The following is a 25,857-nucleotide window of genomic DNA, read 5'->3' as shown; positions in this document are numbered from 1 at the left end:
AGCCCTGTCTGGCAAAGGGGAAGGAATCTGCCAGACACCAACCTCCCAACCAGACACACCGTAATTAAGCAGCGACACACCACTAGCTATCCGATTTGACTTTCGATGGGAGTGACCTGATCAGGGCCGGGATGATCCACGCCGGGCACCATGGGGTTCTGGTAGTCGAACTCCACCTTGCCGAAGGAGTCGCTGGTGATGGGCGGGGGGTCATTGTCGGCGATGATCAGTTGCAAGCGTTCGCCATATGCGTCAGCCAGCGTCCTGAAGCGACTGTAGATCTCGGCCGCGCGTTGCCGGTCGGAGGCGTTGTTGCCAAACGCCTTGCGCGGTGAATCGATCACGAGGAGCGATGGAACGAGGACGTCGGAGTGGTCGAGTCCGAAGGCAAGGAGCGTGAGGCTGTAGGCGAGGTTGACGGAGGTGGCGATGCCCCCGCCGGAAGCCTGGAGGGTCTCGAAGGGCCGTCCGTTGACCACCGGCAGGTAGGTGTCGCGGTTGATGACAGCCGTGTCGACCCAGGGCAGGTTCCAGCCGGTGAGCAGTCGGCTGAACTCAGTGCTGAGGTCACCGAGCAGAGTCTGGCTGGCCTTGAGCTGCTCGGACTTCTCCTTGATGTCCTTGTTCACCTGCCGGCGGTCGGCCTTGAGTGAGCGGATGTCGGCGTCGATGGTGCGCACCCGTGCCCAGGATTCGCGCAGTTGGGTGATGGCATCAATGCTGGCCTTGAGCGAGGCCACGCGGGAACTGGCCTCGGCGATGGCGTCGAAGCGCGGGGCGACCGCATCACGAGTCTGGGCGTCGAGCTCCCGGCGCAGGCTGGTGACGGCGAAGCTGAGTTGCTGCGACCGCTCCTGGACGGTCTGCAGGTGCGCCTCGTCCGACTGCTGGATGCGCTGTGCGTCCTCAAGCTGCTGCTGCAGGGCCGTACGTGTCTCTTCGATGGCAGCCGGGTCGATGTCGGCCTCAACTGGGTCGGGTTGAAGACAGACGAGGCAGTGACCATCCTCGACGGCCCGGGCCGCCAGCGACTGCATGCACCGCGGGCAGACGACGAACTCGAAGGGGGAGAGCTGGTCGATGGCCGTGACCGACCGTGCGAGACGGGAGAGGTCGAGCTGTACCTGAGCAACGACGGCATGCCGCGCCTCCACGAGGTCGGCGGCCGCGGACACTTCTTCTTCGGTCTGCCGCGCGGCGCGGATGGCGTTCTGCAGCTCGTCACGCACCGCGGTGTCGGCGGCGGTCTGTTCCTCAAGTTCGGTGCGGAGGCTGGCCAGGGCGGACGATGCCCGCTCCAGGGTGTCGCGCAGCTGAGTGAGTTCGGCCCGCAGTTCGTCGTCGCTGCGGGGGTCGGAGGCTGCCAGGAAGGAGCTGACGTTGTCGTGCTCGGCGGTTCTGGCCTTCAGTGTGTCCAAGAGCTGGTTCCTGGTGCGCTTGAGCTCCATGAGCGCACTGTCGGTGAGCCCGAACATCAGGCGGAAGAGCTCTCTGCGCTTGGTCTCAAACCAGCTGTCCAGGTGACCGACGACCTGGCGGTCGATCTCGCGTGCCTGGAGGTAGGCGTAGGCGTACAGGTCGTTGAAGGTGAGGTTCTGCGGCCTCGCTGCTCCTTCTCGCCGTGCGGCGATCTGTTCGCGCGGGAAGCCGAGCGCGTCCAGGAGGTGGTCGGAGAGCGTGGTGACGCCTTCCGAGGCCCGCAGAGGCAGGGTGCGTTCCAGAGCGAGGGAGTGTGGATCGAGGAGATCCACGGAGTCGGCGGTGTCTCCCTCGATGGTCCGCCGGAGGACGACACGTTCATCGCCGGCCGCGACCTCGGCCTGGACCGACAGGACGTGGTCGCGGACCGCCGGGGTGAGCATGGCACTGCCGCCGAGGGCGTGCTTGAAGAGCATCAGCAGACTGGACTTGCCAGTGCCGATGGGGCCGGTGATCACTGTGGCCGGACGGCCGAAGCGGTAGGTCTGTTCCGCCTCGGCGGTCGTGACGGTCAAAGAGACGATGCGCAGGTGGACGGCCATGTCAGATCTCCGTCCGCCAGGGCCGGTCGACGGCGTCGGGCAGACGGTCGTAGATGAGGTTCTTCAAGGCCGATCCTGACTTGTTGAAATGCCGCTTGAGCAGCTTGATCCGGCTGGCGACAACGGCCCATTCCGGCGTTGTGGCAAGAGAGGCCGCGGCGGCGGCGCCCTGCGGCGTGGCGCGGAATTCGGCTCTGGCGCTGTTGCTGTAGACGATCAGGCCGCGGGCGGCGAGCGAGCCGAGGACGCTGTAGTAGCGCTGGTCCCAGGGACCGTACTTGTAGCGGGTCATACGGCTTTCGACCGCGAGGCGCTCGGGTGGTGTGGGGGCGGTTCCTGCCGGCCACGACGCCTCGCCAGCGGGCAGGAGACGTTCCAGCATCGCTGGATAGCGCAGCAGGAAGTCGAGTTTGGCGAGCTTTGTCAGACCGTCGAGCCCCCCTTTGGGGGTGGTGAACTGCGAGATGAGCAGGAGGATGCGCGCCTCGTGGTAGTGGACCTCACGCTGCTCTGCCTGCCGCCGCTGCGTCCGCATGCGCGCTACCGCGGTCTCGAAGTCGGCGCTGTGGGTCATGAGGCTTCCTCATCCGTGTTGAAATTCTCGGACCCGCAGTGGGGGCAACAGCGGCGGAGCAGACGGCGGTGCTCGACGCAGGCGAAGACGACCGGCAGGTGCCAGTGCCTCTTCCAGGGGCCGCCGAGCCTGGCTCCCAGAGGGCTGCCCTTCCCAGCCAGGCAACGCTCACAGAACTGGGTGGTGCGGAGGTGGACCCACCGCCGGGGCTGGGTGAGGAGTTGAGGTCCGTACCACGGTGCGTGCTGCTGGCTGAGCGGTCCGTAGCGCACGCCGAGGGGAGCCAGCAGGAGGTTCTCCATCTCGGGGAGCGACAGGCCTGCCACATGCGCGGCTTCGGCGAGTCTGCGCGGAAGGAGGGTGAGCAGCGATCCTGCCGGAACGTGGATTCCGCGGCGGTCCGAGAGGCCCATGCGTGCGGCGATGGCAGCGGGCGTACTCCCGCTGTGGTGGGCCAGGCGCAGGATGAGCCCCACCAGCGACTCGTCCTCGAGAGGCGTGAGCGTGCGGGGCAGGGGACGCAGGGTCATGCCTCGGCCGCCGGAGGGGTGCCGCGGTCGTCGAGAACTGTGTTGCGACCCTTCTTGGCCTTCGGTGTCTCCCCGGCCGGCTTCACCTGCGGCTGCGGCTGCGGGGCGGTGTCGACGTCGGGGATCTCTCCTGCTTCAGGGTCCCGTACGCCGTCCTTGCCGGGGATGTTGCCCAGGTTGATGGTGACCTCGTCGAGGAGGTCGATGGTCAGGTCCTCCAGGCCGCTCTCCATCGCCTTGGCCAGCCCGTCCTCGACCAGGCGCCGCAGGAGGCCGACGATGCCGTGGGTGCGGAGGTAGAGGTACTCCGGTAATGGCTCGCTGTTCGGGTTGAGACGCGAAGTAGCGGATTTCTGCTGTGCCCGTTCCCGCGGCCCGCACAACGCTAGCGTTGGGTCCCGTGATCGTATGGATCAACGGCACCCACGGCGCAGGCAAGACGACGACCAGTGCACTCGTGCAGCAGCTGATCCCGGATTCACGGGTGTTCGACGCCGAGAAGGTCGGCGAGACACTCATGGACATCACGCCGGGGCTGCCCGGGCCCGGGGCGGACAACTTCCAGCACTGGCCGCCGTGGCGGCCGCTCGTAGTCGAGACCGCCCGCCGCGTACTCGACTACACCGGCGGCACTCTGGTGATACCCATGACTGTCCTTATCGAGCAGTACTGGCGCGAGATCAGCACGGGCCTCGCCCAACATGCCATTCCGGTACGGCACTTCGTCCTCCACGCCGACCAGGGCACCCTCCGCGGGCGCATCGAGGGGGAGCACCCCGTCCCCTCCCCATTCCGTCTCAAATACCTTGAGCCCTACGCCGAGGCGGCCCGCACGTGGCTACACGGCGAGGCCGAGGTCGTCGACACCACGCATCTCACGCCCGCCCAGGTGGCCCGGCAGATCGCAGAGGCCGTCAAGAGTTGAGGTCCGCCGTCACCGTCGGAAACCGATCCGCACCTCGCTGCGGCCGCACTCCGGCAGGCAGCCGAGAACGCCGACGGGGCGGCGTACACCGACGCGGTCTCGGAGTGCGCCGCCCTGGGGTGGGACGAGTTGCGGGAGGTGGCCCGCGCTGTCATGGCGGTTACTTGGGGTCGCGGTTGAACAGCGCCGTCGACCAGCGGTAGCCGAGGGCGCTCAGCCCCAGGCACCAGACGATCGCGAGCCACCCGTTGTGGCCGATCTCGGTGCCGAGCAGCAGGCCGCGCAGGGTTTCGATGGCCGGGGTGAACGGCTGGTACTCGGCGATCGGCTGGAACCAGCCCGGCATCGTGTCGGCCGGGATGAAGGCGCTCGAAATGAGCGGGAGGAGGATCAGCGGCATGGCCATGTTGCCGGCCGCCTCGGCGTTCGGGCTGGCCAGGCCCATGCCGACCGCGATCCAGGTGAGCGCCAGGGCGAACAGCGCGAGCAGCCCGAACGCCGCCAGCCACTCCAGGGCCGTGGCGTTGGTGGAGCGGAAGCCGATGGCCACCGCGACGGCCCCGACGAGGACCAGGCTGGCGAGCACCTGCAGCACGCTGCCGACGACGTGCCCCATGATCACAGAGCCGCGGTGGATCGCCATCGTACGGAAACGGGCGATGACGCCCTCGGCCATATCGGTGGAGACGGACACCGCGGCCCCGATCACGGTGCTGCCGATGGTCATCATCAGGATGCCCGGGACGATATAGGCGATGTAGTCGGAGCGGTCGGCGCCGCCGCCACCGATGCCCGCGCTCATCACGTCGCCGAAGATGTAGACGAAGAGCAGCAGCAGCATGATCGGCGTGAGCAGCAGGTTCAGGGTCATGGACGGGTAGCGCCGGGCGTGCAGGAGGTTGCGGCGCAGCATCGTGGACGAGTCGCGTACGGCGAGGGAGAGGGAGGTCACCGGGCGGTCTCCTTGGGCTGGTTGGGCTGGCGCGGCACGGTGGAGCTGGTCAGGGCGAAGAAGACGTCGTCGAGGTCGGGGGTGTGTACGGTCAGCTCGTCGGCCTCGATGCCGGCGGAGTCCAGCCAGTCGAGGAGGGAGCGCAGCTCGCGCTGGCTGCCGTCGCTGGGGATCTGCAGTGACAGTGCCTCGTCGTCCCGGGTGACCTCGCGCAGCGCGGAGGTGGCGCTCTGGTACGCGGCCGGGTCGGAGAAGCGCAGTCGCACGTGGCCGCCGGGGATGAGCCGCTTCAGCTCCTCGGCGGTGCCCTGGGCGGCGATCTTGCCGTCGTTGAGTACGGCGATGCGGTCGGCGAGTTCGTCGGCCTCTTCCAGGTACTGGGTGGTGAGGAAGACGGTGACGCCGCCCGTGACGAGCTCGCGGATGATCTGCCACATGTTGTGGCGGCTGCGCGGGTCGAGGCCGGTGGTCGGCTCGTCGAGGAAGATGATCCGCGGGTCGCCGACCAGGGTCATGGCGATGTCGAGGCGGCGCTTCATGCCGCCGGAGTAGGTGGCGGCGGGCTTCTTCGCGGCCTCCACAAGGTCGAAGCGCTCCAGCAGCTCGGCGGTGCCCCGCCGCCCCTCGCGTCTGGACAGGTGGTGCAGGTCCGCCATGAGGAGCATGTTCTCCTCGCCGGTGATCAGGCCGTCGACGGCGGAGAACTGGCCGGTGACGCCGATCGCGGCACGCACCCCGTCCGGTGATGTGGCGAGGTCGTGGCCCGCGACCTGGGCCTGCCCGCCGTCGGCGGTGATGAGCGTGGACAGGATCTTCACGGCGGTGGTCTTGCCGGCGCCGTTCGGTCCGAGCAGGGAGAAGACGGTGCCGGTGGGGACGGTCAGGTCTATGCCGTCGAGCACGACCTTGTCGCCGTAGGACTTGCGCAGCCCGTTCGCCGCGATGGCCGGGTTCGTCATGATGGGTGCTCCTCAGAGGCTGCGGGCGGCGATGCTGCCGTAGGCGGTGGTCGCGTGGATGTTCAGTCCGGCGGCGGCGCCGTCGGTGTTCTTCAGCGCGTTGGTGATCCGGCCGTAGGTGGTGCCGGCGTCCAGGGAGGCGGAGACTCCGCGGGCGGCGCCGACCGAGATGTCGCCGGCCTCGGTGCGCAGTTCGACCGTGCCGCGCACGGCCTCGGCGATCCGGATGTCGCCCTTCTGGGTGCTGATCTCCGCGGGGCCGCCCAGGCGGCCGACCGAGACGTCACCGGCGAGGAGGGTGAGGCGGGCGTACGCGGCCTCGTCGAGCTTGACCGAGCCCTGCGCGCCCTCGAAGGCGACGTCGCCGAGCCGTCCGACGCCCCGGAACTCGGCGCTGGCCGCCTGCGCCTCGATGCGGGAGCCGACGGGCAGCTGGATGGTCACCTCGACGGATCCGGAGCTGCCGAGGATCCGGTTCTTCGCCGGTGCGGCCGCGATCCGCAGAAGACCGTCGTCGTACTCGACCGTGGTCCGCTCCGCCGCCTTCACGTCGCGGCCGTTCGAGGTGTCCGCGGGCCGCACCTCCACCGTGGTGTCGGCCCGGTGGGCGGCGATGAACTGGATGCGCCCCGCGGGGATGTCCAGAACGGCGGAGACCGGGGCGGGGGTGTCGAACTTCTGCATCGTGCTCTCCTTCGGCTCCTTGGTGCTCTTGTTTCTGACAGCGGAAAAGCTACGTTGCGTTCAAAGATCTAGCAACAAATTCGTTGCACTCAATCGACATTAATGCAGGTAGAAGGCGAAAAATCGTTGCAATGGTTTGGCAACTAACGCAACAGCAACTGCTCACTTCGTTGCAATGGATTGGACATGAACGCTATCGTCGAGGCATTCGGAGAGCACGAAGGAGACCGCGATGCCGGGAAGCAGGCTCACCCAGCAGGAACGTCAGCAGATCGCGCTGGGGCTGGCCGACGGCCTCGCCTACGCGGAGATCGCCAGACGTCTCGACCGTCCGACCTCGACGATCACGCGTGAGGTGATGCGGAACGGCGGCCCCACCGCCTACCGCGCCGACCTGGCCCACCGTGCCACCGAACGCCGGGCCCACCGCGGCCGACAGGCCGCGCCCCGGGGCACGGGGGCGTCCCCGCAGGCCTACGGGCGCGACGCCGAGGCCGTCCGCGCGTACGAGGAGACGTTCACGACCGTCATGATGCAGTCGGGCATGCCCAGGATGATGGCCCGGGTCCTGGCCACCCTCATACTCACCGACTCCGGCAGCCTCACCGCGTCCGAACTCGTCCAGCGCCTCGATGTCAGCCCGGCGTCCGTCTCCAAAGCGATCGCGTTCCTGGAGAGCCAGGGCATGGTCCGCCGGGAGCGCAACGAACGCCGCCGCGAGCGCTATGTCGTCGACGACGACCTCATGTACGAGTCGATGATGGCCAGCGCCCGGGCCATCGCCCAGGTCGTCCAGACCGCACGGCAGGGCGTCGGCATCCTCGGCCCCCACACCCCCGCGGGCGCCCGCTTCGAGAACATCGCGCGCTTCCTCGACTTCGTCAGCGAGAGCACCGCCCGCTCCGCGGAGCAGGCCCGCGCGATCCTCCACACGAAACCCGAAACGACCGCGGGCGGCACTGCCACGCCACATTCGGATGCCGGATAGCCGGGCAGAGGCCTGCTTACCTCGCGAGTTCAGCAGGCTGGTCCAGCCGCGTCAGCTTCCGTGGGTTGCGCACCACGTAGATCCGGGTGACCCGGCCGTTGTCCACAACGAGGCTGACCGCGGTCGGTTCGCCGTCGAAGTCGATTCGCCCGGCAGGCGTGCCGTTGAGCCATACGGTCGTCGTGTCGAGTGCGGTGACCGCGCGGTGCGCGTTGGCCAGCAGCGTCGCCACCGGTTCGGCTCCGTGGATCGGGGCCAGAGCGGCGGCCACCAACCCTCCGCCGTCGGTGACCAGGACCACGTCCGGTGCCATGACCTCCAGCAGCTCCTGCCACCGCCCGGTGCGCAACGCGGTCAGGAACCGCTCCACCACGGCCTGCTGCTCCGACGGGGTCACCCGCACCCGCGGCTGCCGGGCCGCCACGTGCGCACGAGCCCGGCGCGCGCTCTGCCGTACCGCCGCCGCGGACTTCCCGACGGCCTCGGCGATCTCGCCGTACGGCAGCTCGAAGACCTCGCGGAGCACGAACACCGCCCGCTCGGTCGGCCCGAGCGTCTCCAGCACGGTGAGCAGCGCGATCGAGACGCTCTCCGCGAACTCGACGTCCTCGGCGACATCGGGGCTGGTCAGCAGGGGTTCCGGCAGCCACTCACCGACGTACTCCTCGCGGCTGCGCGACAGGGTGCGCAGGCGGTTGAGGGCTTGCCGGGTGACGAGCCGGACGAGGTAGGCGCGCGCGTCACGCACCTGCGCGTGATCGACGCCGGCCCACCGCAGCCAGGACTCCTGGAGCACGTCCTCCGCGTCGGCCGCCGAACCGAGCAGCTCGTAGGCGACGGTGCAGGCTGCGGTGGGTGACGTACGGGTCGTTCTCGGTCATCGCGTCGACGCCGCGCCGGACTGCTCGCCGGACTTCTCGGGACGCGCGGCCAGCGGTATCCCGCACGCGGTGGAGAAGCCCTGCGACCGGACCCCGTTCGCCACGTTGGCCCTGGTCGCCAGGTTGACGAAGGCGATGTACGCGGTGAGCTCGACCAGTGCCGCCGCGCCGAGCCGGCCGAGCAGGCCCGCGTGCAGCTCGTCGGTGACGGTCGGCGGCGTGTTCGTCATGGCCTCGGCGTACTCCATGACGTCCCGCTCCAGCGGCGTGAACGCCTCCGGCTCCCGCCAGCGCGGCACCTGGCTCGCCTTCGCCAGGTACAGGTTCTGGTTCTGCGCCTGGAAGTAGCCGACGTCGAGGCACCAGCTGCAGCCCACCTGTGCGGCGACGGCCATGTGCGCGAACGTCTTGAGGCTCGCGTCGGCCGCGTCCCAGGCGCCCACCCTGCCGCCGTAGTCCAGGCTGTCCCGGGCGACCGTGGGACTGTGCCACAGCACCTCGGCATTCTCGGGTACGGCGCCGAACTGCTTGATCAGGTTCTCCCTGAGCTCGACGGGGAGTTCGGCCTTCGGGACGCGGAGCGTCATCGGTGTCCTCCCTGGACGTTTGACTCGGTCGGCATGAAGACACCGACGGGCCCCGGATGTGACAACGACCGCCGGCCATGTCACAGACAGCCGGTGCTGTCTCGTCCGAGGTCGTAGAGACAGCGGACGGGAAACAGGAGGAGGGTGACGGTCATGCGAGTGTTCGTGGCAGGCGGGAGCGGGGCCCTGGGGCGGCGGCTGGTGCCGCAGCTGGTGGCCCGGGGACACCAGGTGACGGCTACGACGACGAGCGCGGCCAAGCTGCGCCTGCTGGAGGAGCTGGGCGCGCATGGCGTCGTGATGGACGGGCTGGACGCGGTGTCGGTCGGTGAGGCGGTGGCCCAGGCCCGGCCGGACGCGATCGTGCACCAGATGACCGGGCTCGGCACCGGCAAGCCCGACATGCGGCACCCCGACCGGTTCTTCACCCCCACCAACCGGCTGCGCATCGAGGGCACGGACCACCTGCTGGCCGCCGCCGAGGCGACCGGCGTCCCCCACGTCGTCGTGCAGAGCTTCGCGCAGAGCTACGGGCCCGGCACGGGACTGCTGACCGAGGAGGACCCGATCGACCCGGGCTCGGCTGCGGTGGTGCGCAGGCTCTCGGAGGGTGTCATGCACATCCAGGATGTGGTGCCCAAGGCCGGCGGCACGGTCCTGCGCTACGGCGGGTTCTACGGGCCGGGCGCCAGCGACGACGTGGTCGAGATGGTGCGCAAGCGGAAGTTCCCGCTCGTCGGGGAGGGCAACGGCTGGAACTCGTGGGTGCACCTCGACGACGCGGCGAGCGCCACCGTCCTGGTCGTGGAGCAGCGGGCGAGGGGCGTGTTCAACATCGTCGACGACGAGCCCGCCCAGGTCCGCGACTGGCTGCCGTATCTCGCCGCGTGCGCGGGGGCGAAGCGGCCGATGCGGGTTCCCAAGTGGCTGGCCAGGCTGCTGGCCGGGGAGTTCGCGGTGTCCATGATGACCGAGGGCCGCGGATTCTCCAACGCCAAGGCGAAGCGGGAGCTGGGCTGGGAGCTGCGCTATCCCTCGTGGCGCGACGGCTTCAAGGAAGAGCTGGGCGTGAACCGGAAGACCGAGACACGGGCATGACCAGAGCCGGGGAAGTCGGGGAAGTCAAGGAAGTCAGGGAAGTCGAGGAGGAGCCGGTATGACCGGGGCCGTCGAGTTCGAGGAGGAGTCGGCGTGACCCAGGGGCGAGCAGTTCGAGGAGGTACCGGCGTGACCCAGTACCGAGGCGCCCGAGGAATAGCCGGCGTCGCTCAGAGCCGGGGAGGGCAAGGAGGCGCCGGTATGAGCAAGGCCGAGGAGTTCGAGGAGCTGCGGCCGCTGTTGTTCGCGATCGCGTACCGGATCCTGGGCAGCGTGAGCGAGGCCGAGGACGCGGTCCAGGAGACCTGGCTGCGGTTCGCGGGCTCCGCGACGTCGCCCAGATCGGTCCGGGCGTTTCTCTCGGCCGTGGTCACCCGGATCTCCATCGACGTCCTGCGCTCGGCCCGCGTACGGCGGGAGGAGTACGTCGGCCCGTGGTTCCCCGAGCCGCTGCTCGCCGACCCCTACGAGGATCCGGCGCGGTCGGCCGAGCTGGCCGACTCGGTGTCGATGGCGGCGCTGGTGCTGCTGGAGCGGCTCAGTCCGCTGGAGCGGGCGGTGTTCGTGCTGCGGGAGGTGTTCGGGTTCGGCTTTCCCGAGGTCGCGTCGGCCGTGGGGCGCTCGGAGGCGGCGTGCCGCCAGCTCGCGGTGCGGGCGCGGCGGCACATGGACGCGGGTCGCCCCCGGTTCGAGGCGGACCGGCGGGAGCGAGAGGAACTGGCGGCGCGGTTCTTCGACGCGCTGCGGGAGGGCGACATCGACGGGCTGCGGGAGCTGCTCGCCGCCGACGTGCAGATGGTCGGCGACGGCGGCGGCAAGGCACCGCAGCTGGCCAGGGCCGTCGTCGGCACCGAGAAGGTGGCCCGGCTGCTGGGCTCGGTCGGCCCGCTGCTCACCCGGGTGGATGTGGCGTTCGAGCCGCACGAGGTGAACGGCCAGCCGGGCGCGATCCTCCGCGACCGCGACGGCCGGGTCCTCACCGCCATGGCGTTCGACGTCCTCGACGGGCGGATCCAGACCATCCGCTCGGTGCTCAACCCCGACAAGCTCGCACACGTGGGGCCGGTGGGGGACGCCTGGGCGGTCGACCGTGAGGTGAAACAGGCCCGCCGGCCTTCGAGCTGACCCGCCGGAGCACGATCGCTCCCGGTCGGCGGGGCGGTCCGCCGCTGGGACGCGCTCTCCCCGCTCGCCCGGATCTTCGCCGACGCGGCGCGCGCCCCCTCGTCCCGGCGCGCGCCCCCTTGTCCCGGCGGGCGCCCCCTCTCGGAGGACGCCCTCACCCCGTAGGGCGCCGGTCCGGTTTGCGGGCCAGGATCGTCGCGGCCCTCCGCCGCATCCCCTCCTCCGGCTCCTGCACGAGCCGCGCGGTGACGGCCAGCCCGGCCCGCTCCAGCAGGTTGGCGATCCGCCCGGCCGGCAGCAGATGGGACTCGTACGACACCGGATGGCCGCCGTAGGCCTGTGTCGGGCGCAGGTGCTCGCCGTCGCCCACGTGACCGGCCAGCATCAGGTGGCCGCCGGGCGCCAGGGTGCGGTGGAACTCGGCGAAGACGTCCGGCAGCCACCGCGGCGGCGTGTGGTGGGTGGAGTAGTAGGCCAGGATGCCGCCGAGTTCGTCGTCGCCGATGTCCAGCGCGGTCATCGAGCCCACGGTGAATCGCAGGCCGGGATGCGCCGCGCGGGCCAGCGCGACCATCTCCGGCGACAGGTCGACGCCGAAGGCGGGCAGCCCCAGCGCGGCCAGGTGCGCGGTCACCTTGCCGGGGCCGCAGCCCAGGTCCGCGACCGGTCGCCCCGGTCGCCCCGGTCGCCCCCGCCCGTCGGCCCGGACGAGGTCAGCGAACGCGCCCAGCACCGCGCGGGACAGGGGATCCAGCTCGGTGGGCGCCTTGACGCGGGCGGCGTAGGCGGCGGCGACGGTGTCGTACGACGCGCGGATGGCGGCGAGGTGGGCGGAGTGGGTGTCGGTCACGCGGTGAACCTAGCAGTGGCCTGGTTGCCGTTTGCCTAAAAGGCTTAGGCAAACACATAATCCGTTAGGGCAGATGAAGGGACGGTTATGGCAGCACGCGCAGGACTCACCACCGAACGTCTGGTCCGGGCGGGGGCGGAGCTGGCGGACGAGGTCGGGTTCGAGCAGGTGACCGTGTCGGCGGTGGCCCGGCGGTTCGACGTGAAGGTCGCGAGCCTGTACTCGCACCTGAAGAACTCCCAGGACCTCCGCACGAGGATGGCCCTGCTCGCCCTGGAGGAACTCGCCGACCGCGCCGCCGACGCCCTGGCCGGACGGGCCGGCAAGGACGCCCTGGCCGCCCTCGCGAACGTCTACCGCGACTACGCCCGCGAGCACCCCGGCCGCTACGCCGCGGCCCAGCTCAGGCTCGACCCGCAGACGGCGGCCGCGAGCGCGGGCGTACGGCATGCGCGGATGACCCGGGCGCTGCTGCGCGGCTACGACCTGACCGAGCCCGACCAGACGCACGCCGTGCGGCTGCTGGGCAGCGTCTTCCACGGCTACGTCAGCCTGGAGCTGGGCGGCGGCTTCAGCCACAGCGCCCCCGACACACAGGAGACCTGGTCGCGGATCCTGGACGCCCTCGACGCCCTGCTGCGCAACTGGCCCGAGCCCACACCCTCGCCGGAAAGCTGACCCCATGCCCACCGGGAACACCTGGATCACCACCCCCCTCACCGCCGGCCTCGTGCGCGGCGCCCTCGACCTGGAGCGCACCGAGCGCGGCGTACTGCCGCACCGGCTGCCCGCCCGGGCCCGCGCGCAGTGCGCCGACGGTCAGCTCGCCATGGCCGAGTCCCAGCCCTCCGGCGTACGGCTGGCGTTCCGTACCCGCGCCACCGCCGTGGAGCTGGACACCGTGCCGACCAAGCGGGTGTACGTCGGTGCGCCGCCCCGCCCGGACGGCGTGTACGACCTCCTCGTCGACGGCCGCCTGTGCGGGCAGGGCACGGTGACCGGCGGCGACACCGTGACCATCGACATGGCGACCTGGGCCGTGGAGCATCGGTCCGGCGAGCCCGGCACCCTGCGCTTCACCGGCCTGCCCGACGACGTGAAGGACGTCGAGATCTGGCTGCCGCACAACGAGACGACCGAGCTCGTCGCCCTGCGCACGGACGCCCCCGTCGAGCCGGTACCGGACCTGGGCCGCAAGGTGTGGCTGCACCACGGCAGTTCGATCAGCCACGGCTCCGACGCGGCGAGCCCCACCACCACCTGGCCCGCGCTCGCCGCCTCCCTCGGCGGCGTGGAGCTGGTCAACCTCGGTCTGGGCGGCAGCGCCCTGCTCGACCCCTTCACCGCCCGGGCGATGCGGGACACCCCCGCCGACCTGATCAGCGTCAAGATCGGTATCAACCTGGTCAACGCCGACCTGATGCGGCTGCGCGCCTTCACTCCGGCCGTTCACGGTTTCCTCGACACCATCCGCGAGGGCCACCCCACGACGCCGCTGCTGGTCGTCTCCCCCCTCCTGTGCCCGATCCACGAGGACACCCCCGGCCCCGCCGCCTTCGACCCCGGCTCGCTCAGCACCGGACAGCTCCGCTTCCGGGCCACCGGCGACCCCGCCGAGGTCCCCGCCGGAAAACTGACCCTGACCGTCATCCGCGACGCGCTCTCCCGCATCGTCGACCAGCGCTCGGCCGACGACCCACACCTGCACTACCTCGACGGCCGCACCCTCTACGGCGAACCCGACGCCGCCGAACTCCCCCTGCCCGACGGCCTCCACCCGGACGCCCCCACCCACCACCGCATCGGCACCCGCTTCGCCGAACGGGCCTTCACGGCAGGCGGCCCGCTGGCAATCTGAGCGAGGCCACGGCCCCCAACAGGCAAGTCCGCCGGCACCCACCGGGAAGAACACCACCAGCACAGGCGGCGAGCGGTCAGTGACGGCCGACAGCAACGGCTTGACAACCGAGAAGGCCACCGTTGGGTTTGTGCGCCCGGGAGCCGGATAGCAACAACAGAACGGAGGCGCCAAGAACGAGTCTGAGAGCGTCCATAGCAGAGCCGCCGCCCGTCACCTGGCCCGGTGGATCTTTGGTGCGATCACCCTTGGCGCTGTGGGGTATACCGTCCTTGCGGCGGTGACGACCGGCGGTCGCGGTGCTCTGCTGCCTCTGACTGCGTTGCTAGAGGGAACAGCTCTCTGCGGTGCGGTGTGGCTGTGGTTGATCTTGCACGACCGATCCGCGCCAGGCCGTCGGCGCCTCAGGCGCCTCCGACGTAGGTAGATGAAACACGCACCCATCGGTAGCCCCGCGCATCTCGGCTTGGTGCGGGGCTGCTTCTGGGCCGTAAGCGGCCATCCGCCAAGAGTCTCAGCCCCGATTGTCACGGACCGTTCGCCGTTCTCGATGCGGGACAGCATGCTCGGCGAGATGTGTGCCTGCCTGCCGAGTTCGGACAGTGAGTAGTCGCGGATGGCTCGGAACTCCCGGATGCGTTCCCCGATGCGGTCTGGGGCAGCGGAGTCGGCGTCGGGCATACTGACCCCCATTGCGATGGTGACACTTCGCAATGTACTCGCGTCGAGTTGCGCGAGGACGTACTGCGCCGCCTGCCCGACCACGGCAACGTACCCGAAGTCCGCATGCACACCCGTCACCCGCACACCCCGCCGAGCCACTCCTCCACCACCGCGAGGTCGGCGTCCGTGAGCCCCGCCCCGGGATCCACCCGGTGCAGGAGGGCCCGCCCGGGATGGTGGGCGGCGACCCACGCCCGGTCGGCGTCGGTGATCTCGTCGTCGAGCCAGACGAACGGCCGGCCCGCCGCCCAGGCGACCAGGGGCCGGGTCTTCCAGTGCGGCCCGCCCGGCTCGGCCACGTCCGCGCTCTGCTCCGGCCAGTCCACCACCGGCAGCCGGGGCAGCCGGAGCCGGGGCGCGACGCAGTCGTTGGCTTCGTCGCCCCAGGTCGTGGCCCACACCAGTGTGCAGTCCAGCGCCGCGAGCCGGGGGCCGAGCGCGGGGTCGATGCGGGACAGCAGGGGATGGCCGGAGGCCTCGGGCCATACGGGATCCCTCCCGTACACCGGAGACGGCCGCGCCGCCCCGAACGGGATGAGCGTTCCGTCGACGTCGAGGAAGAGGAGCATCAGCACCAGAATCGACCGTTGTGCGCTCCGGCGACAGGGGTCCGACCTCCGTCCCTGAGACGGGTCAGCCCACGAACCCGCGCTCCGCCAGGATCCCGTCGATCCGCGTCCGGTGCGCCGCCTCCCACGCCTCCAGCGACTCCTCCGCCTCCTTGGCCAGCTTGCCCCGCGCGGCGGCCAGCACCTCCTCGCGCCGGGCACCCGGTACGACCACGACCCCCTCCTCGTCGGCCACGACCACGTCCCCGGCGTCGACGGACACCCCGCCGCACCGCACCCGCTCGTTCAGCGGCCGCACGGCCGACTTGGTGCCCGGAATCGGGATGACGCCCCGGGCAAAGACGGGGAAGCCCAGCTCCCGCACCTCGGCGAGGTCCCGGATCAGCCCGTCGGCGACGAACCCGCGATGCCCCGGCGCCGGGCGACGGCGCAGACGTTGCCGCCGGCCAGCGCGTAGCGTTGAAGTCGCACGTCACGGTGCGCTTGCCGCGGGCTGCCTTGCGTCCGGTGTCCCCCCGGCTCCCGGCATGGCCGCAGGAAGTCGCCCCATTCATGTGTCTCGCGGCTGGACGACGCACAGGGCCCAGATGATGAAGCCGTAGATCGCGATCAGGACGACCGACCAGACCGGGTAGTAAGGCAGGGTCAGGAAGCTGGAGATCAGGAGCAGTCCTGCCAGCCCGACCCCGACGACGCGGGCCCAGGTCCGGGCTTTGAAGAGGCTGAGGCCGACCAGAACGGCCAGCGCACCGAGGATCAGGTGAATCCATCCCCAGCCGGTCGTGTCGAACCTGAACACGTAGTCCGGCGTGAGACGATGATGGCGTCATCGCCGAGGGCCATGATGCCGCGGAATATGTCAAGAATGCCTCCGATGACCAGCATGACCGCGCCGAATGCCACCAGTCCGCCGGCCACCTCCATGGAACGCTGTGGGCGTTGGTATGTCGTCTGAGCCATGACGTCCTCCTTGTCACTTGCGCGTGGGTCACTTGCGAGTCAAACGAGGATCAGGACGATGAAGATCACGCACACGATGATGCTCACCAGCCAGCTGTGTGTGTTCGTCCAGTCGCGGATCCTCCGCATGGCAGCTTCGGCGTGCCCGGCGAACGACAGACGCACCAGCAGCGGAAGTGCTGCGACCAGGATCGTCAGGGCGATGAACGGCAGTGCCTCGGCGAAGGAGCCCCCGCCCTGCTCCAGATGGACACCGACGGTCAGCATGATCACGATGTCGGACGGCATCAGGAGGATGACCAGCAGGCCGATTTTGAACGCCTTGCCCGGGTCCGCACCCATCAGCCTGCCGAGCCACTTCGGCGGCTCGATGCTTTCGCGTCTGATCCAGTTCTTGAGCGCGGCGGCTGCCAGGAGAGCGACGAGTGCGTACTGGATGATCCGGCCGACGGAGCCGTTCTCGGATGAGTCGCCGAGATCGACGGCGTTGCCGAAGGCGGCGGCGATGCCCGTCATGACGGCCACGCCCGCCGTGGTGGCGATCGCCACTCCGGTCAGGAACCCCAGGGACACCCGGACCGCTTTCGGCGCCGTCACGAAGATGATGGCCGACATGATCTGAGGTCCCACCATCATGGTGATGGCGAGAGGGAGGATCCGCAGGCCGTCCACGGCTGGTGTTCACCCGGTGAGGACCTGGCGCTTGTGGTTCTCGTACCCCGTTTCCGTCAGCACGCCCTGTGTTTTCAGTTCGCCCAGCTCCGTCAGCAAGGCGATCTTGTCTTCCGGTGCTGCGGACGGATGCTGAACGGCTGCGGTCTGTTGTGCGTCCTGCCGGGCCCACCGGCCCACCTGGCGCCGGGAAACGTGGTTCGACACCGCCGCCGACGTTCCGGCGACGGCCGCGGTGCGGGCAACGCCGCGAAGCGGACCTGGCATGGCAGGCACCTCTCTGTCACTGTCCGACTTGTCTCTACGCTGTTGCCGTTCACGGCCGGGTGCCGGCCATCGCGGCCTCCAGTCGAGCGCCGCTGCGCCTCATGGCATCGGCGAGTGGTGCGGCCCAGAAGCTCTCGCACATACCGCTGCTGCGGCCACGCGAGGATCGGAAGGCAATGGCAACGCCGTTCCAGTGGACCACCCGACCAGAAGATCCGCATGTCGGCCGACTCCGTCGGGACCGACATCCACCGGGTTCGCACCGGACCCGCGCAAGCTCCGGGGGCACACACGCCGCACCGTGGTCAGGCTGATCGTGGCCCTGGTCCGGCTCCGGCCCGGCGAGCTCGGCAATGCGACGTCCGCACGCCCTCGGTACGGTCGAGTCACTAGAACGGCAGCGCCCGCCCGTGCACCACCACCAGCCGCGACACCGCCCGCGTCAGCACCACGTACAGCCGGTGCAGACCGCGTTCCTCGGGTCTCTCCGCCTCCGCGATCGCGGCCGGTTCGACGGCGACGACATGGTCGTACTCCAAGCCCTTGACGAGCGTTGCCGGTACGACGGCCACCCGCGCCCCCGGCTCCTGCGGGCCCGCCGCGGGCAGGCCGGCCGCGTCGAGAGCGGCCCGCACCCGGTCCACGTCGGCGTCGGCCGCGACGACCCCGACAGAGCCCTCCCGCGCGAGCGCGTCCCGTACGGCGTCCACGACCGCATCCGGCAGCTCGCCCGGCGACACCTGACGGATCACCAACTCCCCGTCCCCGCACAGCGACCGGGCCTGCGGCACGTCGACGTCCAGGCGCCGCAGCAGCCGGCCCGCGAGCTCGGCCACCGCCTTGGGCACCCGGAACCCGGTGGTCAGCGGCACCACGGCCGCGTCCGGTCTCCCCAGGTGCCGCATGACCGTGTCCCACGACCGGCAGCCCACGGCGTGGTCCCCTGCGCCAGATCGCCCAGCACGGTCAGCGAGCCGAAGGCACACCGGCGGGCGATGGCCCGGCACTCCATCGGGGAGAGGTCCTGCGCCTCGTCGACGACGACATGGCCGTAGCCCTCGGGGTGCTCGATGAGCCCGGCGACCTCGTCGAGCAGGACCAGGTCGGCGGCTGACCAGCGCGCAGGTCCTCCTTGGCCGGGAAGTACCGGAACAGCGTCGGCTTGGACACCTCGGCCGCGGCGGCCACCTCCGCGACGGACACCGCGTCGTACCCCTTCTCCAGGAAGAGCCGCACGGCGACGTCCGACAGCACCTGATACATCCGCCGCTTCTTGCGCTCCCGCAGCCCGGCCCCGCCCGCTCCCGTCTCGTTCATGCCGGTGAGCCTACGCCCGCCTCCACGGGCGCCCGCTATGCCGGCGCACGCCCCAGACCTGGGGTCTCACCAGGTCGTACGGGCAGGCCGAGCGTGCCCTTGGCCGCCGCGAGGGTCATCGCGTACGACTCCACCGCGCGGCGCACGTTGGGCGCGTCCAGGCCCGCCCCGGTCACCAGCCGGTCGAGGTCGACGTACGCGGAGCGGACGATCTCCAGCCAGCGGTAGACCCGCCAGTCCCGCCGCCAGTCGCGGGTGTACTCGTCGGGCAGGCCGCTCTCCCAGCGGCGGAACATGCGGTCCCGGATCTCCGGTCTGGTGGGGGTGAGGTGCATGTGCCGGACGAGTTCGTAGAGGGGGTCGCCGACCACCGCCAGTTCCCAGTCGATGATGGTCAGCGCCAGGGAGTCGGCGCGGCGCACCAGGTTCCACGGGTTCAGGTCGCCGTGCAGCAGGGCCGGCCTGCGCTCGCTCACCCGGTGGCGGGCCAGCATCTCGTGCAGCCGGTCCGCGTCGGGCAGCCCCAGGTGCCGGGCGGCCTGCTTGGAGTCCTCGGGCAACTGCTCCACGAGCGCGACGAGATGACCGCACAGCCAGCGGTGGAAGCGGCCCTCGCCGGCCGCAGGGTCGACCTGCTCGTACTTCACGCGGGTCAGCGCGCACAGCTGGTCGACCAGCCCGTCCGCCTCGTGCGGCAGCAGTCCGTGCACCGGGTGGCCGGGCAGCCGGCCGGGGTCGCCGGGGACCTCGTACGTGTGGATGGCGAAGGGGTCGCCCGGGTAGCTGGTGCCCAGCGCGAGGACCCGGGGGGCGGCCACGGCGACCGGCGCCTCGGCGATGGCCCGCAGCACGCTGTGCTCGCTGAGGAAGCCGCCCTCGCGGCGGCAGTCGTCGGGGAGCTTGCGGCGTACGACCACGGGGAAGCCGACGCCCGGCACGCGGACCACCGTGTTGAGGTGCCCGGTGCCTTTGAACACCCGGCTCGCCGGGGCGGCGCCCTCCTCGGCCAGCGCCGCCTGCACGGCCCACGCGGGCAACTCGGGGTGCTCGGGAACCCGCCGGTCGGGCTGCCAGGGGAAGGCCCGCGCGATCCGGCCGCGTTCCTCGCCCTCGCCGCGCGAGAGCAGCCACCGGAAGAGCGCCCCGCTGATCTCCGACCGGCTCGGCACGTTGCCCAGGCGCAACGGTTCAGCGGCGGCCTCCAGGGCCTCCTGAACCCGCAGCGCCGCCGCGTCGAGCCGCCGCTCCGCGTCGTCGAGCCCCTCCCCTTCGGTCCCGTTTGCGCCGAACGCCCGCCGCACGTCGTGCGCGGCCCGCATCACGTCCGGGTAGACGGACTGGGCGCGTTCGAAGGCGAGGTAGTGGTCCAGGTCCCTGGCGAGGCCGGCGACCGCGGCGGGCCGGACCTCGCGCATGGCTCTTGCCCACTCCTCGACGACCTCGGCCCGCTGGTGGTCCGGGTACCGCATGCGCACCAGGTGGGTCGCCAGGTCGTGCAGCGGGTCGCCGTACGTCGCCAGCTCCCAGTCGACGCAGACCAGGGGCGTGCCGGGATCGTCGGTGACGATCACGTTGTCGCGGTGCAGGTCCGTGTGGAGCAGGCTGTACGGCCGCCGGGACATGGCCGGGACGCGCTCGGCCAGCCGGGGCAGGGCGTCCTCGGGCACGCCGAGCGCCGCGAACAGCCCGCCGAAGACGGGCCAGTTGGGCTGTCTGATCTGCCGGTCGGCCAGGTGCGCCAGGGTCCGCAGGAAGCCCTGGCTGTCCGTGTCGCGGGGCCAGAACGCCGGCAGCGGCGGCAGCGTGCGCCGCCGTACCCGGGTGGTCCGGGCGAGCAGGGCGGCCAGTTCCCTGACGTGCAGGGTGTCGACGGGTTTGCCGTTGCCGGTCAGGCGGGAGAGCGGGACGCCGTCCACATAGCTGTGGATCGCGAAGCCGTCGCCCGCGCACAGGCACTCCGGCGCGTGCGGCAGAGTGCCCTTCAGGGCGCGCAGGATGTGTGTCTCGTTGCGCCAGGTCCGGATGACCACCGGCAGCGCGTCGGGGCGCGGGATGCGCACGATCACCCGTGTACCGGGGCCGCGGCCGAGCCGTTCGGCCACGGGCTCCGTCACGTCCAGCACGTGGTTGTGGTTGTGGTGGCCGCTGCCGGCCGACTCCAGCCGCCGGGCCCGTGCCACGAACGCCCGGAGCTCGTCGTCGGGCGTGGCGCGCTCCCCGCGAAAGGGACGGGGAAGAGGAGGTGCGCCCACTGGCCGCTCCGGGTACGAGGTGAGGACGGTATGGCAAACGGTAAACACGGGGGTGTCGGTGCGCATGACGAGCGTGGCGTTCGGGGGCCACGCGGGGCGGGGTTCCACCCGTCTGCGTGATGTCCGCGCGTAGTCGTTCGAGAGTGACCTGTCGGTTTACTGATACGAACGACGACGAGACTTGACCCGACTGGCGAGCGGTTGCTCAGTAGGTTTCGGCATGCTACAGCACCCCCATGAGGTGCCCCGCGCCCCTTCGCCGACCCTCCATCGGGCTCGTACACGCCTATCCCCGGAACGTCACGAGCAGCGGTTCGAGGGAACTGACGACGGCCGTGGCACCGGCCGCCCTGAGCACCCTCGCCTTGTGCTCCTTGCGCGCGAAGCCGAGAAACGGCACCCCCGCCCGGCCCGCGGCCTCCACGTCCGAGGGGGAATCGCCGATCATCAGGGCGTCGGACGGGGCCGAGCCCATCGCGCTCAGGGCACGGTTGAGGCAGTGCGGGTGGGGCTTGAGCCGGTGGAGGTGGTCCTCGGTACGGCCGTAGATGTGCGGCGCGAAGCACTCCTCCAGGCCACGGCTCCTGAGGTACGTGCGGACGACACGCGGCGAGTTGTTGGTCGCGACGGCCATCCGGGCGCCGACCGCCGTCCAGGTGCGTATCAGGGGGTCGGCCCACTCGGTGGGCATCGCCGTGGGCGCGGCCTTCAGCTCCTCGGTGGTGAGACGCTCCTCCAGCTCCGCGACCAGGTCGCTGCCGGAGTGTCTGCGGTCCACCGCACGCAGCACGACGTGCGGGTCCGGGGAGTCGCGTTCGTGCTCCGTGAGCAGGCCGTGCAGGCCCCGCCCCTCCAGCCACTCCACCAGCCCCATCGCCACCTGCTCCGCCGAATGCCCGGCGAACAGGCTGCAGATCGGTCCGTCGAAGTCCCAGAGCACGACACGGGCCCGCGTGATCAGCTGCTGGAGTTGCGCGGGATCGTTCTCGGTCTGCGCTGCCGCCGCTTCAGTCCGCTCAGAAGTCACTAGGAGAGTGTGAGGTCCGAGGTGATCGTTTCCCAGAGGGCGTTGAACCACTTCTGTGATTCCTCCACAAATGCCGCGTCCCGCTGACCGGCCCCCTTCTCGAAGGAGAAGAGCAGGGACTCGGTGCCCAGCGTGTCGTACATGTCCAGCGTCCCCTCGTCCGACGGCTCCTCCCGGCGCGTGATCATGTAGTACGAGAGCAGCGCCTCGCGCCCGTTGAGGAGGTACAGCTTCATCGGCGGGGTGAACGGCAGCGCCCGGAAGGTGACGTTGACGTCGATCTTGTGCGAGTAGCGCAGCGCGCGGAGGTTGTGCTGGAGGACCTGGCCCTGGGAGTTGCGCATCGCCAGCCAGCGCTGGTGGACCGGGTCGTCGTCGCCACGGCCCTCCACCGGGACGGGGAAGGCCAGGTGGATGTCGCGGCTGGGCAGCAGGATGCGGGCGTCGATCGACTGGGGCCGCAGGGTGCCGTCGTAGATCAGGCGGACCGGCTCGCCCAGCGCCACCATCAGACTCTCCGCCGTCAGGCACGCGGCGTCGATGCGGACGTGCGGCTCGGCGAACGCCGCCGTGAGCCGCGGGGCCAGCCCCACCATCGTCGGCTGCGGCTCCCCGCTCACGGGCGCGGGCTCGGCGATGCGCGGCGGGCTGCCCTTGCTGACGTTGCTGAGCAGGCCGTCCCCCTGGAGGGCGCGCAGGGCCTGGCGGACGGTGCCGCGCTCCACGCCGAACTCCTCGGCGAGCTCTGCCTGAGTGGGCAGACGGTCACCGGGCCTGAGGTCGCCGGCACGGATCCGCGCCCGCAGCGCCTCGGCGACCTCCTCGGCCGAGAGCCTTCTGCTGCCGTTCACTGCCACGTTCTCCTGGGCCACGACCAAACGTTACAACTTCGATCCATCTAACGGGAGTTGTTTTGAAGTTGTTTATAAGTAGGAGCCAAGTGGGGACAACATAGAGTGAGTTGGTCACCAACTCGACCAAGTTGGCGGAGGTTTTGCTTCCGAAATATGCCCGAAGTTCGCCCCCTCCCCGCCACAACCGCCTCGCTCCAGCAGCCCGAAGGGGGGAACGACCATGCCCGCCCTCGCCCTCGTCTCCGCCGTTTTCGTCATCGGCTTCGAGCAGCTCGTCCAGTGGAAGTACGGTGCCGTCGGCATCGTCGGCCTGCTCCTGCTCACCATAGGCATCAAGGCCAACAGCCCGGCCGTCAGCTCCGTCGGAGCGGTCCTGCTCGCGATCCTGGTCGCGGGGCCCGCCCTGTGAGCAGAGCGCATCCCGGCCGGAACCGCCCCGTGGGAGACGTCAGCTCGTGAGCACCAGCTCCGAACTGATCGTCTCCCACAGTGCGTTGAACCACAGGTGCGACTGCTCCACGAACGTGGTGTCGCGCAGCCCGGCGCCCTGCGCGAACGAGAACAGCATGGACTGGGTGCCCTGGGCGTCGTACATCTCCAGCGGCTCGTGGTCGATCTCCGCCTCGCGGCGGGCCACCCGGTAGTAGGCGAACAGCGCCTCGGCCCCGTTGAGCAGGTACAGCTTCACCGGCGGCGTGAACGGCAGCGCGCGGAAGGAGACGGTCACGTCGATGCCGTGCGTGGAGCGCAGCGCCAGCAGATTGTGCTGGAGCACCTGGCCCTGGGCGTTGCGCATCGCCAGCCACCGCTCGTGGACCTGGTCGCCGTCGCTGCCGGCCACCGGGACCGGGAAGGCGAGGTCGATGTTCCGGCTCGGCAGCAGCACCCGGATGTCGATCTTGGCCGGTTTCGGTTGCCCGGCGTGGATCTGGCGCAGCGGCTCCCCGATGGCGAGGTTGAGGGAGACCGAGGTCAGACAGAGGGCGTCGATCTCGACGTGCGGGGCCCTGAAAGCGGCGGTGATACGCGGTGCGAGGCCCACCGTCGTGGGCAGCGGAGGTGCGGTCGGCCCGGTCAGCGCCCTGCCGGGGAAGGAGGCGACCGTGGCCGGGCTGCCCTTGGAGACGTTGGTGAGCAGGCCGTCCTCCTGAAGGAGGCGCAGCGCCTGGCGTACGACCCCGCGCTCGACGCCGAACTCCTCGGCCAACCGGGCCTGGGTGGGCATGCGTTGTCCCGGCTTGAGCGCCTTGGACGTGATCCGGGCGCGCAGCTCCTCGGCCACGTCGCGGGGCGTCTTCTGTTGCTGTTGTGACCGCCGTGACCTCTTCCGTCCATTGACGGTGGCGTGTTCCGGGTCCACAACCAAACACTACAACTTCCCGCCATCTTTGGGCAGTTCAACGGAAGGTGGTTATGAGTCGCTTCCAATCGGAGATAAGTACAGTGAAGTTGGTCGCCAACTTTCAGAACATGGTCAAAGCTCCAAGGGGTTGGCCATATCGAAGGCAGTTGGAGGCCATGGCCGAAGGAGGACTGCCCATGCCGCTCATCGCCATCGTCCTCGCCGTCCTCGTCTTAGCCTTCGAGCAGCTCGTCCAGATGAAGTTCGGGGCGATGGGCGTCGTGGCCCTGGTCGCCCTGACGGTGGGCATCAAGGCGAAGAACACCATGATGAGCGGCATCGGCGCGGTGATCCTCGTGATGCTGCTCGCGCAGACCGGCTGACGGGCTCCCTTCCGGAGGGGAGCCGGGAGCCCGTGCAGCCAGCACAGCCACAACTGAACACCGACAACCGAACACCGACCGCACAGCCACAACCGAACAACAACCGCACAGGCGCACAACCACCACAACCGATCAGCTCGCTACGGATGAGCGGTCCCTGTCGTCGGCAGAGAGGAGGAGCAGTCAGAACATGTCCGGGCACCACGGTCGCCTGGACGTACGCAGCAGGGCGTCGGCCTCACGGGCGGCGCCCGCTCGTTCTTCCCGCACCCGGCCCAGCGCGGCCAGCCGCACCGCCGACTCGTCCCCGAGCCACAGCGTGGCCAACTCCCCCACGTCCAGCGTCAGATCGGCGCTCTCGGTGGTCGCCGCGCAGGACGCGCCCTCGGCGGACGCCGTGAGCCGGTACCGTCCGCCGGTCAGCCCGTCCCGGTCGGCCACCTCCAGCACCAGCGACCCCTGACCGCCGTACGTACGTGCCTCCATGGCCCGTACGACGTCCAGGATCCGCACCCACAGCCAGTCCGCCTGCGAGGTGATCCTGGCCGCGCGCGGGTCCGGCAGGAAGAACGGGAGCAGGTCGTCGGGCGCGCGCGGACCGCTCTTCACCGTCACGACCCAGTCGATCGAGCACAGGTGCCGCCACAGGGCGCGTTCGGCGGCCGGGGTGACCGCCATCAACCACTTCACGCTCGCCGTGTTCAGAGGCTGCTTGGCGTCGCCCCAGCGGTCGTCCACCGTGTACGACACCATCCCCTCGACCTCGCCGGACGCCGAGCGGTACACGGCGTAGAAGGGCTCGGTCCAGGGCGAGCCGAGGAGGCTCACGACGCCGGTGTCCGCCTTCCACCACAGCTCGTCGCGGCTGACGGCACCCGGCTGGGCGCGGCGCAGCCGCTCGTGCAGGTCGGGGCCGAGCTTGCGGACGTCCTCGCCGTCCACCAGGTCGATACGGCCGCCGTCCTCCGGGCCCGACGAGCGCGGGTCGAGGCCGGTGCGCGGTACGTCGATCGCCCACTCGGCCACCCAGGTCGCCGGGCCGAAGCCGTAGCGGCCATAGATCGGGTACTCGGCGGCGATGAGCGTCGCGACGACGTCCCCGCGGTCCTTCGCGGCCGCCAGGTCGTGGGCGATCATCCGGGTGAGCAGGCCGCGGCGGCGGTGGGTGGAGGTCACGGTGACGTTGGAGACGGCGTCGGCGGGGACGGGTTTGCCGCCGACGGCGGTGAGTTCCTGGGCGAAGGAGCGGTACGTCGCCACGATGGGGGTCCCCCCGCTCGAGCGAAGCCGAGAGTGGGGGAGGCCGTTGTCGAACGCGCCGAGGAGACGGCCGGGGACGAACTGGCTGCGGCGGGCGTCGAGGACTGTCTGCGTGGGGGTGGGCTCGCGAAGGAAGCCGGTGTTCAGGGCGCGGTTCCAGTCGGCGAGCTCGGCCTCGGTGATCGGGCGGACGTCGATG

At 70.3% G+C, this 25,857-nt stretch carries 26 protein-coding genes and 5 pseudogenes; 8 read left to right on the top strand and 23 right to left on the bottom strand.

The features are described 5' to 3' along the window. Positions 1–86: 86 nt before the first annotated feature. The 4 genes from H8R17_RS37890 to H8R17_RS37875 are packed head-to-tail and all read right to left on the bottom strand — an operon-like array spanning position 87 to position 3,508. Positions 87–2,021 carry an ATP-binding protein gene (locus H8R17_RS37890; RefSeq protein ID WP_187827748.1) on the bottom strand — a complete coding sequence of 645 codons (1,935 nt, stop codon included), beginning with the start codon at positions 2,019–2,021 and terminating at the stop codon, positions 87–89. Between the two features lies 1 nt (position 2,022). Then, the gene (locus H8R17_RS37885; protein ID WP_187827747.1) at positions 2,023–2,595 is read right to left on the bottom strand and encodes a hypothetical protein; all 573 of its coding nucleotides are present in this window, start codon (positions 2,593–2,595) and stop codon (positions 2,023–2,025) included. Next, complete coding sequence (locus H8R17_RS37880) at positions 2,592–3,125, bottom strand: TniQ family protein (RefSeq protein WP_187827746.1); 534 nt, start codon at positions 3,123–3,125, stop codon at positions 2,592–2,594. The genes H8R17_RS37885 and H8R17_RS37880 overlap by 4 nt, the downstream gene beginning before the upstream one ends. Beyond that, positions 3,122–3,508, bottom strand: a complete 387-nt coding sequence (locus H8R17_RS37875) for a hypothetical protein (protein WP_262505831.1) — start codon at positions 3,506–3,508, stop codon at positions 3,122–3,124. Before H8R17_RS37875 ends, H8R17_RS37880 begins: the two co-directional genes overlap by 4 nt. 17 nt (positions 3,509–3,525) lie before the next feature. On the opposite strand from H8R17_RS37875, the gene H8R17_RS37870 reads away from it, so the two are divergent. After that, on the top strand, positions 3,526–4,050 hold the full coding sequence (locus H8R17_RS37870) for an ATP-binding protein (RefSeq protein ID WP_187827745.1): 525 nt from the start codon (positions 3,526–3,528) through the stop codon (positions 4,048–4,050). Between the two features lie 160 nt (positions 4,051–4,210). On the opposite strand, the gene H8R17_RS37865 is transcribed toward H8R17_RS37870, so the two are convergent. The 3 genes from H8R17_RS37865 to H8R17_RS37855 are packed head-to-tail and all read right to left on the bottom strand — an operon-like array spanning position 4,211 to position 6,645. Beyond that, positions 4,211–5,002, bottom strand: coding sequence for an ABC transporter permease (locus H8R17_RS37865; protein ID WP_187827744.1), 792 nt, complete (start codon positions 5,000–5,002; stop codon positions 4,211–4,213). Continuing rightward, positions 4,999–5,961 (bottom strand): ATP-binding cassette domain-containing protein, encoded by a 963-nt coding sequence (locus tag H8R17_RS37860; RefSeq protein WP_187827743.1) that lies wholly within the window; start codon positions 5,959–5,961, stop codon positions 4,999–5,001. The genes H8R17_RS37865 and H8R17_RS37860 overlap by 4 nt, the downstream gene beginning before the upstream one ends. 12 nt (positions 5,962–5,973) lie before the next feature. After that, positions 5,974–6,645: a DUF4097 family beta strand repeat-containing protein gene (locus tag H8R17_RS37855; protein WP_187827742.1), complete on the bottom strand. Its 672-nt coding sequence runs from the start codon at positions 6,643–6,645 to the stop codon at positions 5,974–5,976. Positions 6,646–6,877: 232 nt separating this feature from the next. Between H8R17_RS37855 and H8R17_RS37850 the strand changes: the two genes are divergently transcribed. After that, a complete protein-coding gene (locus H8R17_RS37850) occupies positions 6,878–7,633 on the top strand; it encodes a helix-turn-helix domain-containing protein (protein ID WP_187827741.1) in 756 nt (251 codons plus the stop codon). A gap of 16 nt (positions 7,634–7,649) precedes the next feature. Here the strand turns inward: H8R17_RS37850 and sigJ are convergent. Together sigJ and H8R17_RS37840 are read right to left on the bottom strand one after the other, a co-directional pair. Next, positions 7,650–8,514, bottom strand: a pseudogene (gene sigJ, locus H8R17_RS37845) (RNA polymerase sigma factor SigJ). Next, the gene (locus H8R17_RS37840; RefSeq protein ID WP_187827740.1) at positions 8,511–9,101 is read right to left on the bottom strand and encodes a carboxymuconolactone decarboxylase family protein; all 591 of its coding nucleotides are present in this window, start codon (positions 9,099–9,101) and stop codon (positions 8,511–8,513) included. The pseudogene sigJ and the gene H8R17_RS37840 overlap by 4 nt, the downstream one beginning before the upstream one ends. Positions 9,102–9,254: 153 nt before the next feature. Between H8R17_RS37840 and H8R17_RS37835 the strand changes: the two genes are divergently transcribed. Further along, entirely contained in the window at positions 9,255–10,199 is a 945-nt protein-coding gene (locus H8R17_RS37835) for an NAD(P)-dependent oxidoreductase (protein WP_187827739.1), read from the top strand. 201 nt (positions 10,200–10,400) lie between these two features. Further along, positions 10,401–11,324, top strand: coding sequence for an RNA polymerase sigma-70 factor (locus H8R17_RS37830; protein WP_187827738.1), 924 nt, complete (start codon positions 10,401–10,403; stop codon positions 11,322–11,324). A gap of 154 nt (positions 11,325–11,478) precedes the next feature. On the opposite strand, the gene H8R17_RS37825 is transcribed toward H8R17_RS37830, so the two are convergent. Continuing rightward, positions 11,479–12,174 (bottom strand): class I SAM-dependent methyltransferase, encoded by a 696-nt coding sequence (locus H8R17_RS37825; RefSeq protein WP_187827737.1) that lies wholly within the window; start codon positions 12,172–12,174, stop codon positions 11,479–11,481. Positions 12,175–12,261: 87 nt separating this feature from the next. Between H8R17_RS37825 and H8R17_RS37820 the strand changes: the two genes are divergently transcribed. Continuing rightward, positions 12,262–12,852: a TetR/AcrR family transcriptional regulator gene (locus tag H8R17_RS37820; protein WP_187827736.1), complete on the top strand. Its 591-nt coding sequence runs from the start codon at positions 12,262–12,264 to the stop codon at positions 12,850–12,852. A gap of 4 nt (positions 12,853–12,856) precedes the next feature. Then, a complete protein-coding gene (locus H8R17_RS37815; protein ID WP_187827735.1) occupies positions 12,857–14,032 on the top strand; it encodes an SGNH/GDSL hydrolase family protein in 1,176 nt (391 codons plus the stop codon). Positions 14,033–14,245: 213 nt separating this feature from the next. On the opposite strand, the gene H8R17_RS37810 is transcribed toward H8R17_RS37815, so the two are convergent. From H8R17_RS37810 to H8R17_RS37760, 11 genes and pseudogenes are all read right to left on the bottom strand, one after another. Next, a complete protein-coding gene (locus H8R17_RS37810) occupies positions 14,246–14,713 on the bottom strand; it encodes a helix-turn-helix domain-containing protein (RefSeq protein ID WP_262505830.1) in 468 nt (155 codons plus the stop codon). A gap of 116 nt (positions 14,714–14,829) precedes the next feature. Next, a complete protein-coding gene (locus H8R17_RS37805; RefSeq protein WP_187827750.1) occupies positions 14,830–15,324 on the bottom strand; it encodes an HAD domain-containing protein in 495 nt (164 codons plus the stop codon). A 64-nt stretch (positions 15,325–15,388) separates the two neighbouring features. Continuing rightward, positions 15,389–15,780 (bottom strand): annotated as a pseudogene (locus H8R17_RS37800) (RraA family protein); the annotation flags it as partial. A gap of 94 nt (positions 15,781–15,874) precedes the next feature. Beyond that, a pseudogene (locus H8R17_RS37795) lies at positions 15,875–16,284 on the bottom strand (hypothetical protein). 39 nt (positions 16,285–16,323) lie between these two features. Next, positions 16,324–16,956 (bottom strand): GAP family protein, encoded by a 633-nt coding sequence (locus H8R17_RS37790; protein ID WP_187827734.1) that lies wholly within the window; start codon positions 16,954–16,956, stop codon positions 16,324–16,326. A 9-nt stretch (positions 16,957–16,965) separates the two neighbouring features. Next, on the bottom strand, positions 16,966–17,223 hold the full coding sequence (locus H8R17_RS37785) for an SHOCT domain-containing protein (protein WP_187827749.1): 258 nt from the start codon (positions 17,221–17,223) through the stop codon (positions 16,966–16,968). 389 nt (positions 17,224–17,612) lie between these two features. Then, positions 17,613–18,346, bottom strand: a pseudogene (locus H8R17_RS37780) (AAA family ATPase); the annotation flags it as partial. Next, a pseudogene (locus tag H8R17_RS37775) lies at positions 18,346–18,540 on the bottom strand (TetR family transcriptional regulator); the annotation flags it as partial. The pseudogenes H8R17_RS37780 and H8R17_RS37775, both read right to left, overlap by 1 nt. A gap of 35 nt (positions 18,541–18,575) precedes the next feature. Then, positions 18,576–20,792 (bottom strand): aminoglycoside phosphotransferase family protein, encoded by a 2,217-nt coding sequence (locus tag H8R17_RS37770; protein ID WP_316959651.1) that lies wholly within the window; start codon positions 20,790–20,792, stop codon positions 18,576–18,578. Between the two features lie 286 nt (positions 20,793–21,078). After that, a complete protein-coding gene (locus tag H8R17_RS37765; RefSeq protein ID WP_316959650.1) occupies positions 21,079–21,819 on the bottom strand; it encodes an HAD-IA family hydrolase in 741 nt (246 codons plus the stop codon). Then, a complete protein-coding gene (locus tag H8R17_RS37760; protein WP_187827731.1) occupies positions 21,819–22,697 on the bottom strand; it encodes a FadR/GntR family transcriptional regulator in 879 nt (292 codons plus the stop codon). The genes H8R17_RS37765 and H8R17_RS37760 overlap by 1 nt, the downstream gene beginning before the upstream one ends. A gap of 196 nt (positions 22,698–22,893) precedes the next feature. Here H8R17_RS37760 and H8R17_RS37755 point away from each other — a divergent pair, with 196 nt between their 5' ends. Next, the gene (locus H8R17_RS37755; RefSeq protein ID WP_187827730.1) at positions 22,894–23,082 is read left to right on the top strand and encodes a hypothetical protein; all 189 of its coding nucleotides are present in this window, start codon (positions 22,894–22,896) and stop codon (positions 23,080–23,082) included. Positions 23,083–23,121: 39 nt separating this feature from the next. On the opposite strand, the gene H8R17_RS37750 is transcribed toward H8R17_RS37755, so the two are convergent. Then, positions 23,122–24,039, bottom strand: coding sequence for a FadR/GntR family transcriptional regulator (locus H8R17_RS37750; protein ID WP_187827729.1), 918 nt, complete (start codon positions 24,037–24,039; stop codon positions 23,122–23,124). A 173-nt stretch (positions 24,040–24,212) separates the two neighbouring features. Here H8R17_RS37750 and H8R17_RS37745 point away from each other — a divergent pair, with 173 nt between their 5' ends. Then, entirely contained in the window at positions 24,213–24,398 is a 186-nt protein-coding gene (locus tag H8R17_RS37745) for a hypothetical protein (RefSeq protein ID WP_187827728.1), read from the top strand. 183 nt (positions 24,399–24,581) lie between these two features. Here the strand turns inward: H8R17_RS37745 and H8R17_RS37740 are convergent, their stop codons facing one another. Continuing rightward, the gene (locus H8R17_RS37740; RefSeq protein WP_187827727.1) at positions 24,582–25,856 is read right to left on the bottom strand and encodes a GNAT family N-acetyltransferase; all 1,275 of its coding nucleotides are present in this window, start codon (positions 25,854–25,856) and stop codon (positions 24,582–24,584) included. Between the last annotated feature and the right edge of the window lies 1 nt (position 25,857).

Origin of the sequence: Streptomyces sp. TRM68367 (assembly GCF_014495685.1) — a bacterium.
Lineage (GTDB): Bacteria > Actinomycetota > Actinomycetes > Streptomycetales > Streptomycetaceae > Streptomyces.
The sequence above is the reverse complement of the archived record's forward strand: the minus strand, read 5'-3'. Positions and strand labels throughout refer to the sequence as shown.

Coding starts and splice junctions, on each gene's coding strand:
- H8R17_RS37860 (WP_187827743.1), bottom strand. CDS start 5,961: ATGACGAACCCGGCCATCGCGGCGAACGGGCTGCGCAAGTCCTACGGC.
- H8R17_RS37855 (WP_187827742.1), bottom strand. CDS start 6,645: ATGCAGAAGTTCGACACCCCCGCCCCGGTCTCCGCCGTTCTGGACATC.
- H8R17_RS37785 (WP_187827749.1), bottom strand. CDS start 17,223: ATGCCAGGTCCGCTTCGCGGCGTTGCCCGCACCGCGGCCGTCGCCGGA.
- H8R17_RS37805 (WP_187827750.1), bottom strand. CDS start 15,324: ATGCTCCTCTTCCTCGACGTCGACGGAACGCTCATCCCGTTCGGGGCG.
- H8R17_RS37830 (WP_187827738.1), top strand. CDS start 10,401: ATGAGCAAGGCCGAGGAGTTCGAGGAGCTGCGGCCGCTGTTGTTCGCG.
- H8R17_RS37755 (WP_187827730.1), top strand. CDS start 22,894: ATGCCCGCCCTCGCCCTCGTCTCCGCCGTTTTCGTCATCGGCTTCGAG.
- H8R17_RS37850 (WP_187827741.1), top strand. CDS start 6,878: ATGCCGGGAAGCAGGCTCACCCAGCAGGAACGTCAGCAGATCGCGCTG.
- H8R17_RS37835 (WP_187827739.1), top strand. CDS start 9,255: ATGCGAGTGTTCGTGGCAGGCGGGAGCGGGGCCCTGGGGCGGCGGCTG.
- H8R17_RS37880 (WP_187827746.1), bottom strand. CDS start 3,125: ATGACCCTGCGTCCCCTGCCCCGCACGCTCACGCCTCTCGAGGACGAG.
- H8R17_RS37745 (WP_187827728.1), top strand. CDS start 24,213: ATGCCGCTCATCGCCATCGTCCTCGCCGTCCTCGTCTTAGCCTTCGAG.
- H8R17_RS37885 (WP_187827747.1), bottom strand. CDS start 2,595: ATGACCCACAGCGCCGACTTCGAGACCGCGGTAGCGCGCATGCGGACG.
- H8R17_RS37890 (WP_187827748.1), bottom strand. CDS start 2,021: ATGGCCGTCCACCTGCGCATCGTCTCTTTGACCGTCACGACCGCCGAG.
- H8R17_RS37810 (WP_262505830.1), bottom strand. CDS start 14,713: ATGCCCGACGCCGACTCCGCTGCCCCAGACCGCATCGGGGAACGCATC.
- H8R17_RS37815 (WP_187827735.1), top strand. CDS start 12,857: ATGCCCACCGGGAACACCTGGATCACCACCCCCCTCACCGCCGGCCTC.
- H8R17_RS37820 (WP_187827736.1), top strand. CDS start 12,262: ATGGCAGCACGCGCAGGACTCACCACCGAACGTCTGGTCCGGGCGGGG.
- H8R17_RS37840 (WP_187827740.1), bottom strand. CDS start 9,101: ATGACGCTCCGCGTCCCGAAGGCCGAACTCCCCGTCGAGCTCAGGGAG.